This window comes from Rhodophyticola sp. CCM32 (assembly GCF_004751985.1).
Classification (GTDB): Bacteria; Pseudomonadota; Alphaproteobacteria; order Rhodobacterales; family Rhodobacteraceae; genus Rhodophyticola.
On the sequence record NZ_CP038492.1, the window covers coordinates 1,258,049 to 1,274,102 of the forward strand.

At 54.3% G+C, this 16,054-nt stretch carries 16 protein-coding genes, 1 tRNA gene and 6 pseudogenes; 9 read left to right on the top strand and 14 right to left on the bottom strand.

Going from position 1 to position 16,054, the window contains the following annotated elements:
- Position 1 precedes the first annotated feature (1 nt).
- A protein-coding gene (locus E2K80_RS06135) for an IS5 family transposase (protein WP_135372318.1) occupies positions 2 to 765 on the bottom strand; the annotation gives its coding sequence in 2 pieces (ribosomal slippage) (positions 2 to 424 and positions 427 to 765; 762 coding nt in all).
- A 448-nt stretch (positions 766 to 1,213) separates the two neighbouring features.
- Positions 1,214 to 1,384 (bottom strand): annotated as a pseudogene (locus tag E2K80_RS19480) (IS630-like element ISSpo6 family transposase); the annotation flags it as partial.
- 65 nt (positions 1,385 to 1,449) lie between these two features.
- Here E2K80_RS19480 and E2K80_RS06145 point away from each other — a divergent pair.
- Complete coding sequence (locus E2K80_RS06145; protein WP_135373736.1) at positions 1,450 to 2,469, top strand: IS110 family transposase; 1,020 nt, start codon at positions 1,450 to 1,452, stop codon at positions 2,467 to 2,469.
- A gap of 211 nt (positions 2,470 to 2,680) precedes the next feature.
- Here E2K80_RS06145 and E2K80_RS06150 read toward each other — a convergent pair whose 3' ends face one another.
- From E2K80_RS06150 to efp, 3 genes are all read right to left on the bottom strand, one after another.
- Positions 2,681 to 3,070, bottom strand: a complete 390-nt coding sequence (locus E2K80_RS06150; protein ID WP_135373738.1) for a transposase — start codon at positions 3,068 to 3,070, stop codon at positions 2,681 to 2,683.
- A gap of 72 nt (positions 3,071 to 3,142) precedes the next feature.
- On the bottom strand, positions 3,143 to 3,460 hold the full coding sequence (locus E2K80_RS06155) for a helix-turn-helix domain-containing protein (protein WP_135373741.1): 318 nt from the start codon (positions 3,458 to 3,460) through the stop codon (positions 3,143 to 3,145).
- A 522-nt stretch (positions 3,461 to 3,982) separates the two neighbouring features.
- A complete protein-coding gene (efp, locus tag E2K80_RS06160) occupies positions 3,983 to 4,546 on the bottom strand; it encodes an elongation factor P (RefSeq protein WP_135373743.1) in 564 nt (187 codons plus the stop codon).
- A 128-nt stretch (positions 4,547 to 4,674) separates the two neighbouring features.
- Between efp and rlmB the strand changes: the two genes are divergently transcribed.
- Positions 4,675 to 5,481, top strand: a complete 807-nt coding sequence (gene rlmB, locus E2K80_RS06165; RefSeq protein WP_135373745.1) for a 23S rRNA (guanosine(2251)-2'-O)-methyltransferase RlmB — start codon at positions 4,675 to 4,677, stop codon at positions 5,479 to 5,481.
- A gap of 172 nt (positions 5,482 to 5,653) precedes the next feature.
- Here the strand turns inward: rlmB and E2K80_RS06170 are convergent, their stop codons facing one another.
- From E2K80_RS06170 to E2K80_RS06180, 3 genes are read right to left on the bottom strand one after another with little or no spacing between them, the layout of a single operon-like run.
- Positions 5,654 to 5,938: a hypothetical protein gene (locus E2K80_RS06170; protein ID WP_135373747.1), complete on the bottom strand. Its 285-nt coding sequence runs from the start codon at positions 5,936 to 5,938 to the stop codon at positions 5,654 to 5,656.
- 45 nt (positions 5,939 to 5,983) lie between these two features.
- Positions 5,984 to 6,469, bottom strand: coding sequence for a D-glycero-beta-D-manno-heptose 1-phosphate adenylyltransferase (gene rfaE2, locus E2K80_RS06175; RefSeq protein ID WP_135373749.1), 486 nt, complete (start codon positions 6,467 to 6,469; stop codon positions 5,984 to 5,986).
- Positions 6,462 to 7,379: a bifunctional heptose 7-phosphate kinase/heptose 1-phosphate adenyltransferase gene (locus E2K80_RS06180; protein ID WP_168193118.1), complete on the bottom strand. Its 918-nt coding sequence runs from the start codon at positions 7,377 to 7,379 to the stop codon at positions 6,462 to 6,464. The genes rfaE2 and E2K80_RS06180 overlap by 8 nt, the downstream gene beginning before the upstream one ends.
- 71 nt (positions 7,380 to 7,450) lie before the next feature.
- On the opposite strand from E2K80_RS06180, the gene E2K80_RS06185 reads away from it, so the two are divergent.
- Together E2K80_RS06185 and E2K80_RS06190 are read left to right on the top strand one after the other, a co-directional pair.
- On the top strand, positions 7,451 to 7,999 hold the full coding sequence (locus E2K80_RS06185) for a D-glycero-alpha-D-manno-heptose-1,7-bisphosphate 7-phosphatase (protein WP_135373753.1): 549 nt from the start codon (positions 7,451 to 7,453) through the stop codon (positions 7,997 to 7,999).
- Positions 7,989 to 8,585 (top strand): D-sedoheptulose-7-phosphate isomerase, encoded by a 597-nt coding sequence (locus E2K80_RS06190; RefSeq protein ID WP_135373755.1) that lies wholly within the window; start codon positions 7,989 to 7,991, stop codon positions 8,583 to 8,585. Before E2K80_RS06185 ends, E2K80_RS06190 begins: the two co-directional genes overlap by 11 nt.
- A 176-nt stretch (positions 8,586 to 8,761) precedes the next feature.
- Here E2K80_RS06190 and E2K80_RS06195 read toward each other — a convergent pair whose 3' ends face one another.
- A complete protein-coding gene (locus tag E2K80_RS06195; RefSeq protein ID WP_168193119.1) occupies positions 8,762 to 9,553 on the bottom strand; it encodes a methyltransferase domain-containing protein in 792 nt (263 codons plus the stop codon).
- Between the two features lie 229 nt (positions 9,554 to 9,782).
- Positions 9,783 to 10,546, bottom strand: a protein-coding gene (locus E2K80_RS06200; protein WP_135372041.1) for an IS5 family transposase whose coding sequence is annotated in 2 segments (ribosomal slippage) — positions 9,783 to 10,205 and positions 10,208 to 10,546 — 762 coding nt in all. Because the reading frame shifts where the segments join, the coding sequence is not laid out codon by codon here.
- A 261-nt stretch (positions 10,547 to 10,807) separates the two neighbouring features.
- On the opposite strand from E2K80_RS06200, the pseudogene E2K80_RS19270 reads away from it, so the two are divergent.
- Both E2K80_RS19270 and E2K80_RS06210 read left to right on the top strand, forming a co-directional pair.
- A pseudogene (locus E2K80_RS19270) lies at positions 10,808 to 11,017 on the top strand (IS3 family transposase); the annotation flags it as partial.
- Between the two features lie 66 nt (positions 11,018 to 11,083).
- Positions 11,084 to 12,307 carry a glycosyltransferase gene (locus E2K80_RS06210; RefSeq protein ID WP_135373760.1) on the top strand — a complete coding sequence of 408 codons (1,224 nt, stop codon included), beginning with the start codon at positions 11,084 to 11,086 and terminating at the stop codon, positions 12,305 to 12,307.
- 117 nt (positions 12,308 to 12,424) lie between these two features.
- On the opposite strand, the pseudogene E2K80_RS06215 reads toward E2K80_RS06210, so the two are convergent.
- Positions 12,425 to 12,550, bottom strand: a pseudogene (locus E2K80_RS06215) (integrase core domain-containing protein); the annotation flags it as partial.
- Positions 12,551 to 12,623: 73 nt separating this feature from the next.
- On the opposite strand from E2K80_RS06215, the pseudogene E2K80_RS19765 reads away from it, so the two are divergent.
- Positions 12,624 to 12,772, top strand: a pseudogene (locus E2K80_RS19765) (IS256 family transposase); the annotation flags it as partial.
- Positions 12,773 to 12,784: 12 nt separating this feature from the next.
- Here E2K80_RS19765 and E2K80_RS06225 read toward each other — a convergent pair.
- Positions 12,785 to 13,548, bottom strand: a protein-coding gene (locus E2K80_RS06225; protein ID WP_135372318.1) for an IS5 family transposase whose coding sequence is annotated in 2 segments (ribosomal slippage) — positions 12,785 to 13,207 and positions 13,210 to 13,548 — 762 coding nt in all. Because the reading frame shifts where the segments join, the coding sequence is not laid out codon by codon here.
- A 187-nt stretch (positions 13,549 to 13,735) separates the two neighbouring features.
- Between E2K80_RS06225 and E2K80_RS06230 the strand changes: the two are divergent.
- Both E2K80_RS06230 and E2K80_RS06235 read left to right on the top strand, forming a co-directional pair.
- Positions 13,736 to 14,860 (top strand): annotated as a pseudogene (locus E2K80_RS06230) (IS3 family transposase).
- 132 nt (positions 14,861 to 14,992) lie between these two features.
- Positions 14,993 to 15,340 (top strand): annotated as a pseudogene (locus E2K80_RS06235) (IS5 family transposase); the annotation flags it as partial.
- Between the two features lie 28 nt (positions 15,341 to 15,368).
- Here E2K80_RS06235 and E2K80_RS06240 read toward each other — a convergent pair.
- Positions 15,369 to 15,725 (bottom strand): transposase, encoded by a 357-nt coding sequence (locus E2K80_RS06240; RefSeq protein ID WP_135373764.1) that lies wholly within the window; start codon positions 15,723 to 15,725, stop codon positions 15,369 to 15,371.
- Positions 15,726 to 15,925: 200 nt separating this feature from the next.
- Positions 15,926 to 15,999, bottom strand: a tRNA-Gly gene (locus E2K80_RS06245).
- Positions 16,000 to 16,054: the final 55 nt, after the last annotated feature.

The window sequence follows — 16,054 nt, forward strand, 5'->3', positions numbered from 1 at the left end:
CTCATAAGAACCAAATCACTGTAGCGGCGATGTGGGCGGCCGCGAGGAAGGTGTTGGGGCATCGGAATGTGCGCAGGCTGAGTTGTCGCCAGTCTTTCAGGCGATTGAACATGCGCTCTACGATATTGCGGGTTTTGTAGAGATCTGCGTCATATTCAAACTGCACCTTGCGGTTTTTGCGGGGCGGGATGCAGGCTGTTGCCTCTGCCTTGGTCAGCCAGTCACGCAGGTGATTGGCGTCATAGCCACGGTCCGCGATGACGGTGCAGCCTTTGGCGACATAGGGTTCAAGGCACTGGCGTGCTTGGGAAATATCGGCCCGATTTCCCGCAGTCAGCCCCAAGTGAACCGGGCAACCGCCACCGTCGCAAACCAGATGCAGCTTCGAATTCAGCCCGCCTTTGGTCTTGCCGATGCTCCGTCCGCCCGGGCTGTTTTTTTGACACCGTTCGCTGCGATCCGATGCGTTTTGACATGGCTCGCATCGATCATGAGTGTCGACAGGTCGGCCGTCTCGCGCGCCAGCGCGTCAAAGACACGTTCGAAAACGCCTGCCTCGGACCAACGTTTCCAGCGGTTGTAGAGCGTCTTTGCCGGGCCATATTCGGGCGGCACATCGGACCAGCGATAGCCTCGCTGGATACAGAAAATGATCCCGGACAAGACACGACGATCATCCACCCGTGGCACGCCTCGGGGCTTGTTTGGCAGCAAAGGACTGATTTTATTGAACTGTTCTTCGGTGAGCCGGAAATTCGACGACATGAAACCTCCCAGATTTCACATCTTGAAGCACATCGCCATTTATAGGTCTACGCCCTAGGGTCAGGCCCCCTTAAATCCATGCCATCAGTTTGGCAGATTTTTTCGCGTGACGAGGCGCAGGGCTGCCGGAATAGAGCAGAAATCGTTTAATCTGAATCAAAATTCGCTGCCTTTCGATCAGCAAGCGCTGATCTCAAACGCGAATTTTGATGAGCGATGGTGCAGAATAAAACGATTTCGCTTTAGTGGTTCTATTTCAAAGGCCTGCAACGATGCTCACGCGGGACATCCGCCAAACCCGAAGGGCGCCGATTTCACATCATCTCAGCGGCGTGCGCCGCTTGACCGTAGAACACCTATGGCCGGCGCGCCGCAAACCACTGATATGTCGTGAAATCGGCGCTGACGGTATGGATTTAAGGGGGCCTGACCCTAAAGCATCCGACTTTTAACTTGAGACATATCCGGCAGCCTTAAAGTAGTTCCAGCATTCGTCTGGCGTGTAGAGGTCACAGATTTCTGTGAGAGCGTGGAACGTGTCAGTGAAGGTTCGAGCGCCGATCCTGCGTAGGTGTGCTTTGAGTTTCGAGAACGCCATCTCAATTGATGGTGTGGATGGCTCCTGCTCCCGGCGTCGCGATGCGCCATGATGGGGTGTCATTGTCCCAACTTGAGGAGCCATCCATGAATGAAGTTAGCACAGTCGGCGTCGACCTCGCCAAGAATGTCATACAGATCCATGGCGTTGATTGCGACGGGAATGTTGTGGTTCGGCGTCAGCTGCGGAGAGGTCAGTTTCTCACGTTCTTCGAAGAGCGCCCAGCATGCCTGATCGGCATCGAGGCGTGTTCGGGATCCCATCACTGGGGACGACAACGACAAGAGATGGGCCACGCGGTCCGACTGATGCCGCCGTCCTATGTGAAGCCCTACGTCAAGCGGAACAAGACAGATGCGGCCGATGCGGAGGCAATCTGCGAAGCGGTCACCCGGCCTTCGATGCGGTTTGTTCCCGTGAAGAGCGAGGCGGACTCCGCGGCGCTTGTCCTGCACCGGGCGCGGGATTTTCTCGTCGGTCAGGTCACGCAAACCGGCAACGCGATCCGCGCTCACATGGCTGAGTTTGGTATCGTTACGGCGAAGGGATCAAAGCGCGTCGCGAGCCTGGCAGAGGAGTTGGACGCCTTGCCCGAGGCCGCGCGCCTTCCGCTCCGGGTGTTGTTCGATCAACTGGCAGAGACGCAATCGCGAATCGAGCAGCTGACCGACGAGATCAAGGAGGTTCACCGGCACAACGAAGTGAGCCGCCGTCTGGCATCGATCCCAGGCGTCGGCGTGCTGACCGCAACCGCGATTGCCGCAACGACACCGGATGTCAGCAATTTCGGCTCGGCGCGGGACTATGCTGCCTGGCTCGGCCTGACGCCGAAGCAGCACTCGACCGGCGGGAAGCCCCGAAGCGGTGGCATCTCGAAGATGGGCAACCGTTATATCCGGCGCCTGCTTTACCTTGGGGCCATGGCGCAGATCATGGTCCGGCGCAGAAGTCGCCACATGGGCACCGACTGGCTGTCGCGAAAGCTGGCGACAAAGGAGACAAGGGTCGTTGCGATCGCCTTGGCGAGGCGCATGGCAAGAACCATCTTTGCGCTTTTGCGTGACGGAACGAGCTATAGACCGCAGGTCGGAGAAGTACCCGGCTGAGAAGGGTCTCAAAGAATGGTAAGGCCAACGTGAGGTGATGGCGAAATGACGGAAACGGCGAACAGGAACACCCCGATGAATCCGAAGCGCCGCCGAGCGCGTTCGATTGAGTGGGAGCCTTCAGCCGACGCGGACATTCATCATGGCGCGCAGCACATTTGCTGCAGAACGACGCCGAATACATGGCCGCAGCCGACCAGATGCCAGAAGCTTACAAAACCCTTGCCATGCAGGAGCCAACCATACATGGCGGCAGGAACAGGAACCATGCGCCGATGCTGTGCAGAGCTTCAGCGGCGGCAGGTGCCTTGTGGCTGGAGAGGTTATCAAGAATGACAACGTCACCCTCGCGCAGGGTCGGCACCAGTTGGGTTTCGGTGTAGAGGGTGAACATCTCGCTGTTCATGGCCCCGTCGATGACCCATGGGGCGTCCAACCGATCATGGCGCAGTGCACCAATGAAGGTCTGGGTGCGCCAATGGCCGAAGGGTGCGTGATCGACCAAGCGCTGGCCATAAGGAGCCCATCCGGTTGTCTTGGCCATGTTGGTCTTGACCGAAGTCTCGTCGATGAAAGCCAGCCTGTCCAGATAGTTGGCCATGAAGGGCTATTGTCTAGCCCCCAATCTTTGGGTCATTTCTGATTAGAGTTTCTGGCACGGGTGGCCTCATGTTCAAGGCCTGATGTGGCCGCGATGCACGTCGATACCATGCGTCTCGGCCAACTCCGAGACCAGTTCATCGAGCGTGATCTCTCCTTTCCCGGCCACGCGGGCTTCGATCCAGTCAGCTACGCTCGCCAGTTTGCCGTGACCGCCACCGTTGCCTTGCGGACGTGGTGCCAGCGACCCGGTTTCGCGCCGCAGTTTGATCAAGTCGTTCACAAACCGGGGTGACACACGAAAGTGTCGTGCCGCTTCACGGTGACCGTGTCCTTCATCCACAAACGCAACAACACGTTCGCGTAACTCTATCGGATGTGGCTTGCCCATCTGTGACCCCATATCTGCCTCACACACAAGGAATCACATCACAACCAATCTGGGAACCCTGAATCGGCATGACTGCAACACGCTTTAGGTCGCCGTTGAATACATTCGCACCAAACCAGACCCAGCTTTGGAAATAGTTGCGTTAGAAACGTGTTCTACCAGGAAATATGAACCAGCGAAAATCGATAGCCGACCCGGAGGATTCGACGACAGTCTCGTGGCGCAACGGCGGACCTTCGACCGCTGCCACCCTGTCTTCCTCAGCTTGGTTAAAAAGGACTTCTGAGAAATCGACAGTGGTTTCTGCACCTCTATTGCTATCTTGGGCCTCTTGCGGACCTTTAGTTTGACAGAGTTGCCGCTCATTTCTTCGAGCTTCTCTGGCCCATTTGTTCCAAACCTTAGCTGCCGCCAGCTGCGCAGCCTTCTTAGTGCACCCGCGCTCTAAACAGTCTCTCTTCGCGCGTTGGCATTTGCTCCACAACGCAATGGTCTTTTGTTTGACTATGCGATGAAGGATACCTAATCCGCGCGCTTCACATAAGCCCGTTCTGCGGTGTCGACGATCACTTCGTCACCTTCGTTAACGAATTGCGGAACTGTAATACGGACGCCGTTTGACAGGGTCGCGGGCTTGAACGAGCCGCTTGCGGTCTGCCCCTTCACTACCGGCTCAGTCTCGGAGACGGTAAGTTGAACCTGCTGTGGTAGAGTGATACCCAAAGGCGCGCCTTCATGCATCTCGACGGAGATTTGCAGCCCGTCGGACAGAAAGATCGCGTCATCACCTATGATGCTTTCATTCAGCGACAGTTGCTCGTAGGTCTCACTATCCATTACCACGAAATCGCTGCCATCGTTGAAGAGGTAGGTGCATGGGCGTTCTTCGAGGCGCGCGCGTTCGACCGTCTCTGAGGCACGGAAGCGGTTGTTCTTCTTGGTGCCGGTCACAATGTTTTTCATCTCGACTTGATTGTATGCACCGCTTTTGCCGGTCTTTGTTGCCTCCGCCTTCGTCACCCTCCATAACCCACCTTCGATGAGCAAAAGTGTTCCCTTGCGCACTTGGTTTCCGTTGATCTTCATGTCTTTGCTGCCCTTGCTATTGCGCGAACTCTGCAATAATTTGTTTTATTCAGCCTTGGGGAGAGGAAACACCATTCCCTTTCCTCAGCGGGCTGCGCTTCCCAGCACCAATAAAGAAAGCCTCCCCGATGAGCAATCATCTAAAGCCACGCCGAAAATCGCGCTCGAAACCGCAGCACGCGCCGCCGTCTGATGGCAAAGGTGGAAACGAGAAGGTCTACGGCAAGCACTCTGTGCGCGCCGCGTTGATCGCGCGTCCAAACGACATTCTAAAAATCTATATAGCTGGCAAGGAGGACTACCATAGCGAGGTCATTGAACTCGCCCACCGGCGCAATATCCCCATCTTTTTGGTGCCTTGGCCTGAGATCGAGAAGGCTGGAAAATTCGCCCAAGACGAAAAGCATCAGGGCATCTTCTGCTTTACCAAACCACGTCGAATTTACGGCGAGCCGGATCTAAAACGGCTTAGCAAATCCAAGGCAGTTTTGCTTTTGGATCAAGTCTCGAACCCGCAGAATTTGGCAACAATCATCCGCTCTGCCGCGTTCTTCCGTTTCGATGCAATTGTCTACATGAAGCACCGCGCCGCAACACCTACGGCAGAGGTTGTTCGGTTTGCTGTAGGTGGAGCCGAAATGATCGAATTGTACTGTGTAACCAACCTTGCCTCCGCAATGGATGGTCTTGCCGATATCGGGTTCACCGTTCTGGGCCTTGATGAGCGTGGCGAACGTACTCTGGCTCAGGTCGAAGATCATCAAAAGTTAGCGTTTGTAATCGGAGCGGAGGGCGAGGGTCTAAGACGAAAGACACGTGACCATTGCAAGGAACTGGTGAAGATTCCTGGTGGGCGTAATGGCGTGGAGTCACTTAATGCGGCGGTCGCCGCAACCATTGCGATGTACGAGGCGAAACGGCTTGTGATCTCCTAGCGAAGTTTCAAGAACCTTTCCTCGCCAGCAGCCACCCCTTGCCGGGTGTCTCTCTGTCCCACGTCACCTGAACCTCGTGCCCCGCAGCATCAAGGTGCTCGAGCAGAGCGTTTCGTAGGTTAACCTCGCACGGGTGGATTTCCACCGGCAGGCACTTAACTCTCTTTAGTAACTATAATGGAGCTTCGAGGAGCAAGCCGTATTCGGCTCCCTCAATGTTGATTTTGGCGAAGTCGAGCTGCGTCTCGCCGTGTTCGGAAAGGAAACCTGCGAGGTTATCCGTCTCATGCTGCTTAACCCAGATGCGCAAGCTGTCCCTGCTGCATCCAACCTTATGAGAGATCGACAAGATTTCTGCTGATCTGTTCGCATATTCGCTCTCGTGATCCGAGACCATCCGCAAAGCTCTGGCGCGCAATTCCTCTGGATAACGTATTCCGTACTTCGTCTTCCCCATGACCCAGTATCCTTACTTCTGGGTCTCCGGCAAACAAAGGGCGGTTCATTTCTTGTCACGCCGGATTTTGGCAACAAGGCCTGAACTCGACCAGCCGGCGTGAAAATCCAAAAGCTCGATGCGCCCACCACGCGCTAGCACGGTGTCGGCGCCAACGATTTGATCCAGTGTATAATCGCCTCCCTTGGCCAGAACATCGGGGTTTAGATATGCGATCAGTTCTGCGGGCGAGTCGTCCTCTTGCAAACCGAAACCCACGACCCAGTCGACACAGGAAAGCGCTTGCAGCATCTCGGCCCGTGCCACAAATGGCAGGATCGGTCGGCTGGGGCCTTTCAGGCGAGCAACGGAGGCGTCGGAGTTCAGGCCCACGATGAGGCGGTCACCGAAAGATCTGGCCTGTTGAAGGCCCCGGATGTGGCCGGGGTGCAGGAGATCGAAGCAACCATTTGTAAATACGATGCGCTCCCCCGCCGCGCGCGCCTCAATAACGCTGCGCAATATCCTGCATTGTGATGACAGATCACTCATCTGCCATCGCTCTGGTCACAACCGCTGTGCCGGGTATCGTAACGGAATGAGCAGCAGCCCTATTAGCGCGGCACACGGCATCTTCGTAGCTAAGTTCTCTCTGCAACCCTTCAACAAACACAGCGATGACTACGTCGCCTGCCCCAGTCACATCGACTGGCGAGACCGGTACAGCGGCGTAGTGTTGCATAGGCTTTTGTGGCTCAAAAAAGTACATTCCCGCAGCGCCAGCGGTCACCAATAGGGCGTCGAGCTGCAATTCTGCGCAGAGCGCGGTAGCCGTGGCCGGAAAGTCGGACCTGGTCACCGCGACGCCTGTCGCAGCTTGAAACTCCAGCGCATTCGGGGTCAATACGTGTGCTCCTCGGTAGCAGCCGAAAGGTGTTTGCTTCGGATCAATGCAGATTCGCAGTCCACTCCTCCGAGCAGAACCAATGTAGACCTGTGGATCGTTCAGCGTGCCCTTAGCGTAGTCCGAGAGCAGCACGGCCCCAAACTTATCAAAGGAGCCGATCGCCGCTTTGGCTAGCCCTGTTGCGTCTTCAGCGGGGAAGTGCTTCTCTAGGTCGACACGAAGCAGGTGACGATCACTGTCGATAATCCGGGTTTTTACGATTGTGGGCGAAGCGGTTTTAAGGAAATGGACTGATACGTCGGCATTGCGTAGTGCGTTTGTCAGCGCCGTTGCAGCGTCGTCGTCTCCGACTAGCCCGAAAAGCAGCACTTCCGGCGCCAACGCCCGGCAGTTCATCGCAACGTTCGCAGCGCCACCGGGCACTTGCTCTTGGTTTGCCACGTTTAGCACTGGCACCGGTGCCTCCGGCGAAAGCAGGTTGACGCGTCCGCGTAAGTATCGGTCGAGCATCACGTCACCAATCACGGCAATAGGTTTGTCGTAGGGTCGTGCCAACGGGGCCTCCATTCTCGCCTTAATTTTCTAGTCGTATCGGTCTATTGTCTTGAGTTGCAATGCAACATAGCATGGGGATTCCAACGGTGCCAAAGCCGATCGCATTTTTCGACAGAGACGGCACTCTCATCGAAGATCAGTGCTACCACTTCGATCTAAGTCGGCTCGCCTGGATGCCTGGTGCTTTCGAAGCGCTCCGGCATTTGCGGGCGGCAGGTTGGCGCAGCGTAGTAGTCACCAATCAATCCGCAGTTGCGCGCGGGTACTCAAGCGAAGCAGAAGTCGAGCGGTTTAACCACGAGATGGTGAAAGAGGCAGCGCAAACTGGGGCTTTCATAGATGTTATCGAATACTGCCCTTACATGGCTGAAGCTCCGGTGCTACGCTACCGACGGCACAACCACCCAGATCGCAAACCCAACCCAGGTATGATTCTCAAACATCTCCCCGCCGATCCAAAGACTCGGTCGCGCTCCTTTCTGATAGGCGACAAAAGGAGCGACATTCGTGCGGTAACTGCCGCGGGCATCACTGGCCATCTATACACTCCCGGTGACGATCTCATGCGTTCAGTCCGGCAAGCGATAGCGCAGGTTTCGGCAAAGTCAGATGATGGATAAATTCGTACAAGCCGACCAATACATCGATTCCTACCTGAGCGAGAGCATCGCGGCTCTGCGAGCGGTCGAGACAGTCGCGCCGGTTCTAAACGAGATGAGCCAGCGAATTGCTAATGCGATCCGTACTGACAATACGGTGTTCCTTTGCGGGAACGGCGGTTCATACGCGATGGCACAGCATTTTGCGGCGGAACTCTCTGTGCGCTTTGAGCTTGATCGGCCCAGTTTTCGTGCCCATACGCTGGGCACGGATGGCGTTGTGCTCACTGCTATGTCCAACGATTACGCTTTTGAACAGGTGTTTTCACGGTCGCTTAGTGCGATTGGTAAGGCAGGTGACATCCTACTCGCAATGTCTACGTCTGGAACTTCCGCAAATGTACTCAACGCCCTTGAACGGGCGCAGGAAATGGGCATCACGCGTCTTGGATTTACGGGTGAACAAGGCACGAGCTTTGTCGGTCATTGCGATGTCACTTTTTGCGCTCCCTCCCGGCGCACGGCCTTCGTACAAGAGGCCCACTTGATTGGCCTCCACGCTATTTGCGCACGCCTGGATGTGGAGTTCTCGAAGCCAGAAACCTGAGTGTTCAACCATATAGACCCGTGAGACTTGCCAGGCATAAGATCTCCTGAGTGAAGTCATCGTTGTCGAATTTACGCATGCCAACATAAACGGGCTTTCAGCCCCGACAATCCGCGAGAACGCATCTAGAAGTATCGCCGCTCTTGGTTCCAAAAACTCTGATGACGGACACATCTTCAACTCGGTCGGCGCAGCGTGAAGACAATAAAAGTATAATCCAATTCTACCAGGTCCCAGTGAACCACTTTCTCGCCGCAGTCAAAGTTAATTTCTCCCGTGCTTTCGAATCCACACTCCGTAGCAATCTCCAACATGATCTCGATACCGCGCCTGTCAAACACAACCACAGGCTCCCCGAAAGCAATTTTTCCCTGTGTGTCAACACCGGTTTCCCAATAATCGGTCGACGTAACCAGCACACCTCCTGGCTTTAGTATCCTGAACATCTCTAGGAAATACTTCTTCAGGTCCACCCCACGTTCAATTACGCTCATACAGGTGACCGCAGAAAAGAAGCAATCTGGAAACTCGGTACTTGTCAGATCTCTTCGTAGGTATCTTATGGGACCCCGGTTCACTTCCTTATCAAAAATCAAATCGATTCCGATTAGGTTTGTATAGCCTGATAGAAACAACCATGGAAGTATAGAAGAATACAAAGGGGCTCCGGCGTCAAGAATGAAGTCGCCAGCGGAAGTGTTCTCCAAAACACTAGACAAGGCAATTAACGCATCCCAGTTTTTTGGAATATCATCAATAACGTAGAAACCATTTTGAATCAGAATGTTTGTTGCATCTTCAACTTCGGATCTGCTTCTTAATGTCGTGTTATTGATTGGAAAATCCGGTGGGCGGACAGCCCAATCCGCACCCTCAACTTTAAGTTCTAACCGCAGCGCTAGCTCGGTATGCGGAAAGGTCTTTTCCAACAACCATGCGGCAAATCCAATTAGCTTTGATTTAATCACGATTCATCTTTCTCGATCTCCTACGTCTTATGAGACATCAGAATCTAGCATCTTACAAGGGTAATTCGCCCATATACCGCCCAACAGCCAACCGTCGCTACTGAGAACGGGTCTGTTGCGTTAGCTCTTCTTGTCGACCAGATTTTGGCTTCTGAGGTTGAGCATGCCGCGCGCGTCGCCGTTCAAACACCAGCTCTCTTCCCGCACGACTATTCTCTAGGGCGTAGACTCATAAGAACCAAATCACTGTAGCGGCGATGTGGGCGGCCGCGAGGAAGGTGTTGGGGCATCGGAATGTGCGCAGGCTGAGTTGTCGCCAGTCTTTCAGGCGATTGAACATGCGCTCTACGATATTGCGGGTTTTGTAGAGATCTGCGTCATATTCAAACTGCACCTTGCGGTTTTTGCGGGGCGGGATGCAGGCTGTTGCCTCTGCCTTGGTCAGCCAGTCACGCAGGTGATTGGCGTCATAGCCACGGTCCGCGATGACGGTGCAGCCTTTGGCGACATAGGGTTCAAGGCACTGGCGTGCTTGGGAAATATCGGCCCGATTTCCCGCAGTCAGCCCCAAGTGAACCGGGCAACCGCCACCGTCGCAAACCAGATGCAGCTTCGAATTCAGCCCGCCTTTGGTCTTGCCGATGCTCCGTCCGCCCGGGCTGTTTTTTTGACACCGTTCGCTGCGATCCGATGCGTTTTGACATGGCTCGCATCGATCATGAGTGTCGACAGGTCGGCCGTCTCGCGCGCCAGCGCGTCAAAGACACGTTCGAAAACGCCTGCCTCGGACCAACGTTTCCAGCGGTTGTAGAGCGTCTTTGCCGGGCCATATTCGGGCGGCACATCGGACCAGCGATAGCCTCGCTGGATACAGAAAATGATCCCGGACAAGACACGACGATCATCCACCCGTGGCACGCCTCGGGGCTTGTTTGGCAGCAAAGGACTGATTTTATTGAACTGTTCTTCGGTGAGCCAGAAATTCGACGACATGAAACCTCCCAGATTTCACATCTTGAAGCACATCGCCATTTATAGGTCTACGCCCTAGGGCGTGCGACCTAAGACCTGAATCGCGAGGGAGTCCCTTGAGAGGTAAGATGTGCTTCATCCTGTTTGGGAGGATGGATCATGTCAGCACCTTTGCCGGACGCGCTGCGGGCGCGGTTTCAGAAGTTGATTGAAGAAGGGTTAAGTGGGCGCGCGGCGGCGTTGCGCTTGAAGCTTTCGCTCGCTACCGGGGCACGTTGGGGCCTGGCCGAAACGATCAATGGGTTGTTCAAGGCAGAAGTCATTCACCGACGTGGCCCATGGCGCGACTTCGATGCCGTCGAATATGACACCCTCGAATGGGTCGATTGGTTCAACAACAGACGCCTGCTCGAGCCTATCGGGAACATCCCGTCAGCTGAAGCCGAAGCGAACTTCTACGCAGCTCTGGAAAGATCAGACATGGCCGCGTAACTAAGACACATCAGCCTCCGGAAAACCCGGCGCGGTTCACCGCCTAAAAATCAAGGATGCAATAAAATGAAAATTCTATTCCTATGTATCACTGAGCCGTATCCCACAATGTCAGGTGGAACTATGCGAGACTGGCAAAACATACTGGCGTGTCATAGTTTTTCCGACGTAACTGTTTGCTTTTTGAACCCGAAATTGGGGCCGGAAGTGATTCCTCACAATTACGATTTTGATGATTGGATAGAAATCGCAGATTCGGAAAATAGAGCACTAGTAGCGTTTTCTAATTTTTGGAATAGATATTTCTCACCACATTGGTCGCTGTCTCTGTGGTCACTGACTCGTGCGAGACATTTTAGGAAGCTGCTCCGAACGCGAGAATTCGATTTCTGTGTGATAGAGGATCAAGTGCTTTGGAAATATGCACTCTTAGCTAGCAAGCACTCCATCGTTGTAATAGACTACCATAATCACCAAAGCGCAGTCGAAAAGGAAGTGCTTTTCTCTATTCCAAAGCATCAGATCATTGAATTAATTAGTGCTCTACGAGCATACTTGTATATGATTTTCGTCGAGTACCGAATAAGAGACTATTTTGGCTTTGTTTGTAGCAAGAACGATATGCTAAGAAGAAAATCAAATAATAAAACTTGGGTAGTAGAAAATTGCCTCGAACCGCTTACTGAGTTAGAGAGGGAAAGGGTATTGAGCACAGTCTCTCGGAAGATCGCCAAAAGAACTGATATCTCTATCTTATACCCGGGATCCCTTGACTACCAACCAAATATTCTTGCAGTTCGGCAGCTCTGCCGACAAATTTTCCCGAATTTGAGAAAGCGATGTCCGCATGCGACACTCACGATCGTCGGAAAGCGAGCGCCTCAATATTTGCTTCGCGAATTAGGGGATTTAGATGGTGTCGAAATCAAATCGGATGTTCCGAGCATGCAACCGTTCTTTGAGAAGGCGTCATGTATGTGTGCGCCTTTAACAGAGGGTGGGGGGACTCGTTTGAAAATTTTGGAGTCATTCAAATATGGTGTTCCAGTAATTACAACTACGAAGGGTTGCGAAGGCCTATTGGTCAACAACGGACAACACCTCGTAGTAGAGGATGACATATCGATTTATGGTCACAAAATTGAGATATTGCACAAAGATCATGAGCTTAGAAGGCGCTTGATAGTTAACGCTCTCTCATTATTCGAAGATTCCTATGCCTACGATACTTCCGCCATGAGGATTAGGAATGCTTTATCGGAAATAAGGGAGCTAATTTGGATGAAATGACCCTGGGAAGTAACCTGTGACCTGAGACCCGACTTCCCTCCAACCTTGGGGAGAATCCGTCGGTTGATTTCTGGCCTCATGCGGCCTTGGTTTCCAGTCTCGATTTCATCGCAAATTCCTGCGGCGTGAGATTGCCGAGGGATGGGTGTCGTTCAAAAGTTCATCTCTGAAGCTGCCGTCGAAGCTTTCTACGAATGTATTCTGCATCGGCTTTCCGGGCGCGATGTAGTGCCAGTCGATCCGGGTTTCCTGGCGAGAGTGTCCGATCTTTTGTGTATGAGTGATCCGTTCCATGCTTCACGAAAAGGACGCATGGATGACTATCTCGAAAGAACTGCTGGACGAACTTCTGCAGGGCGTTGAGCACCCTGAAGATTTACTCGGCGATGCCGGGCTAATGAAAGGACTGAAGATCAACTCATGGAGCGGATGCTGGGCGCCGAGTTGACTGCGCATCTGGGCTACTAGGGCGTAGACTCATAAGAACCAAATCACTGTAGCGGCGATGTGGGCGGCCGCGAGGAAGGTGTTGGGGCATCGGAATGTGCGCAGGCTGAGTTGTCGCCAGTCTTTCAGGCGATTGAACATGCGCTCTACGATATTGCGGGTTTTGTAGAGATCTGCGTCATATTCAAACTGCACCTTGCGGTTTTTGCGGGGCGGGATGCAGGCTGTTGCCTCTGCCTTGGTCAGCCAGTCACGCAGGTGATTGGCGTCATAGCCACGGTCCGCGATGACGGTGCAGCCTTTGGCGACATAGGGTTCAAGGCACTGGCGTGCTTGGGAAATATCGGCCCGATTTCCCGCAGTCAGCCCCAAGTGAACCGGGCAACCGCCACCGTCGCAAACCAGATGCAGCTTCGAATTCAGCCCGCCTTTGGTCTTGCCGATGCTCCGTCCGCCCGGGCTGTTTTTTTGACACCGTTCGCTGCGATCCGATGCGTTTTGACATGGCTCGCATCGATCATGAGTGTCGACAGGTCGGCCGTCTCGCGCGCCAGCGCGTCAAAGACACGTTCGAAAACGCCTGCCTCGGACCAACGTTTCCAGCGGTTGTAGAGCGTCTTTGCCGGGCCATATTCGGGCGGCACATCGGACCAGCGATAGCCTCGCTGGATACAGAAAATGATCCCGGACAAGACACGACGATCATCCACCCGTGGCACGCCTCGGGGCTTGTTTGGCAGCAAAGGACTGATTTTATTGAACTGTTCTTCGGTGAGCCGGAAATTCGACGACATGAAACCTCCCAGATTTCACATCTTGAAGCACATCGCCATTTATAGGTCTACGCCCTAGGAAGGCAAGGACACGCCTGTGGGTCAGATTGGAGTTCCCCCGGTTTGATGGACACTTTTTCGCTGATGAAGGAGAGTGTTTTTGATGCCGTGAACGAGGAACCCGTACCCTACGAAATTCAGGGAGCAATTGGTTGCGCTGGCGCGAGCTGGTCGAAGCGTTGAAGTCTTGCCCGGGAATATGAGTCCTGCGCCGCCACAATCCATGACTGGGTCAACCAGGCCGGTGCCGACGATGGAGGTCGTGATGATCGTCCGACCAGCGCCGAACTGGAAGAGTTGCGGCGGCTTCGCCGAGAAGTGAAACAGCTTCGGCAAGAGCGGGATATTCTGTCAAAGGCCGCGGCTTGGTTTGCACAAAACGACGTGAAATCGCGGAGGTCTTCAAATTCATGACCGCGAACCAAGCCGAATATTCTGTCCAGTTGATGTCGCGCGCCTTGGGTGTCTCCTGCAGCGGTTTCTATGCCCATCACCGCCGCCCGCCCTGTGCCCGACAGGTTCCGATGACGCGCTAACTGACCGGATCGCCAACATCCATGAGGCATCGAAGCAAACCTATGGTGCGCCACGCATTCACGCTGAACTGGCAGATGAAGGCGTCCATGTGGGTCGCAAACGCATTGAGCGATTGTTGAAAGCCAAGGGCTTGAGGGGTGTCAGTCGTCGCAAGTTCGTGGTCACGACAGAGCGCGATCCGCGTGCCCGGCCCGCAATTGATCTGGTCGACCGCAACTTCTACGCGGATGCACCGAACGTCTTGTGGATTGCCGACATCACCTATGTGCCAACCTGGGCAGGCTTTCTGTATCTGGCTGTGGTCTTGGATGCCTTCAGTCGGCGGATCATTGGCTGGGCCATGGGCAACGACCAGAAGGCACAGCTCGTCATCGATGCGATGAACATGGCTGTGACGCAGCGCAAGCCTGACAGTGTCACTCATCATAGCAACCAGGGATCGCAATACACATCGGTCGCGTTCGGTCTGCGCTGCAAAGAGATGGGCGTGCGACCGTCGATGGGATCGGTCGGTGATTGTTACGACAACGCAATGTGCGAGAGCTTCTTTGCCACGCTCGAATGTGAATTGCTCGATCGCCGGAAGTTCAAAACAAAGGCTGAAGCCCGCGTTGCCTGCTTCGAGTTCATCGAAGGCTGGTATAACCCCTCGCGCCGCCACTCGGCTTTAGGCTACAAGTCACCCATCAACTACGAAATGACCGCCGCCGAAGGACTAGAGTCTTTAAGCCCATAACCGTCCACGAAACCGGGGGAACTCCAACTCCAATATGTCTCAGTTAAATCCGAAACGCTTTAGGGTCTGTGGACATTCAGGATTCACAAAGGGCTTAAGTTCTGATTCAACCTTCCAAAAGAGGAGGTTTGAATGGACCCGAGCAGATTTGTTCTTACGGATCGCCAATGGCGTGCGATTGAGCCCCTGTGCCCCGGCGGTTTGGCCGCACCAGGGCGCACGGGAGTTGATACGCGGTTGTTCTTGGAAGCGGTGCTTTGGATCGTACGCACGGACGCACCGTGGCGTGACCTGCCACCGGAGTTTGGCAACTGGAACAGCACCTTCAGGCGTTTTCGGCGGTGGGTTCAAGCCGATGTATTCAAACGAATATTCGGCGCTCTGAGTGACGAACCTGACATGGAATACGCGATGATCGACGCAACCATCGTCAAGGTTCACCGTCACGGGATGGGCGCAAAAGGGGGACTCAGAGCCAGGCCATAAAGCACCCTGCCTTAAACTTGAATCACAAATACCCTGCCACGCTTCGCGTTCCCGGGACATTTGTGATAAGCGATGTCTCAGGTTTAAGGCAGCATGCTGTAGGAGCGACAGACACGCCGCGCTCTGCCTGTAAACGCGCCGCCATTTCGTCAAGCGTGATCTCGCCTTTGGCGTCCACCTGCGCGCGCACCCAATCTTTGTGAGGCGTCAGCTTGCCGATACCGCGATGACCCTGGCGTGTCGGCGCAAGCGATCCCGTCCCGCGCTTCAGCTTGACCATGTCATTGACGAATTTGACGGAAACGTCGAACCGCGTCGCCGCTGAGTGATGCGTGTTACCTGCCTCGACATGCGCAACAACGCGCTGTCGAAGTTCCATTGGATGAGGTTTGCCCATTATGACCGCCCTTGTCTGTTTTCAAACAAGGAATCACGGTTCAAACCATTTGGGAATCCCGAATCCGGTCAGCCGAAAAACGCTCTAAGGCAGCATGCTGTAGCAGGGCTTTGATCTCTTCTTCGGCAGAAATCGGCATGTCAAAGACCTCAAAGCAGGGAGCAATGACTGCACATAAAAAGTGGAGCGGGTAACGGGAATTGAACCCGTAACTTAAGCTTGGGAAGCTCGCGTGATACCTTTTCACCATACCCGCGCTCAGGGGGCTGAAATAATCAATGCCACCAGGGGCGTCAATCTCATAACGGCGG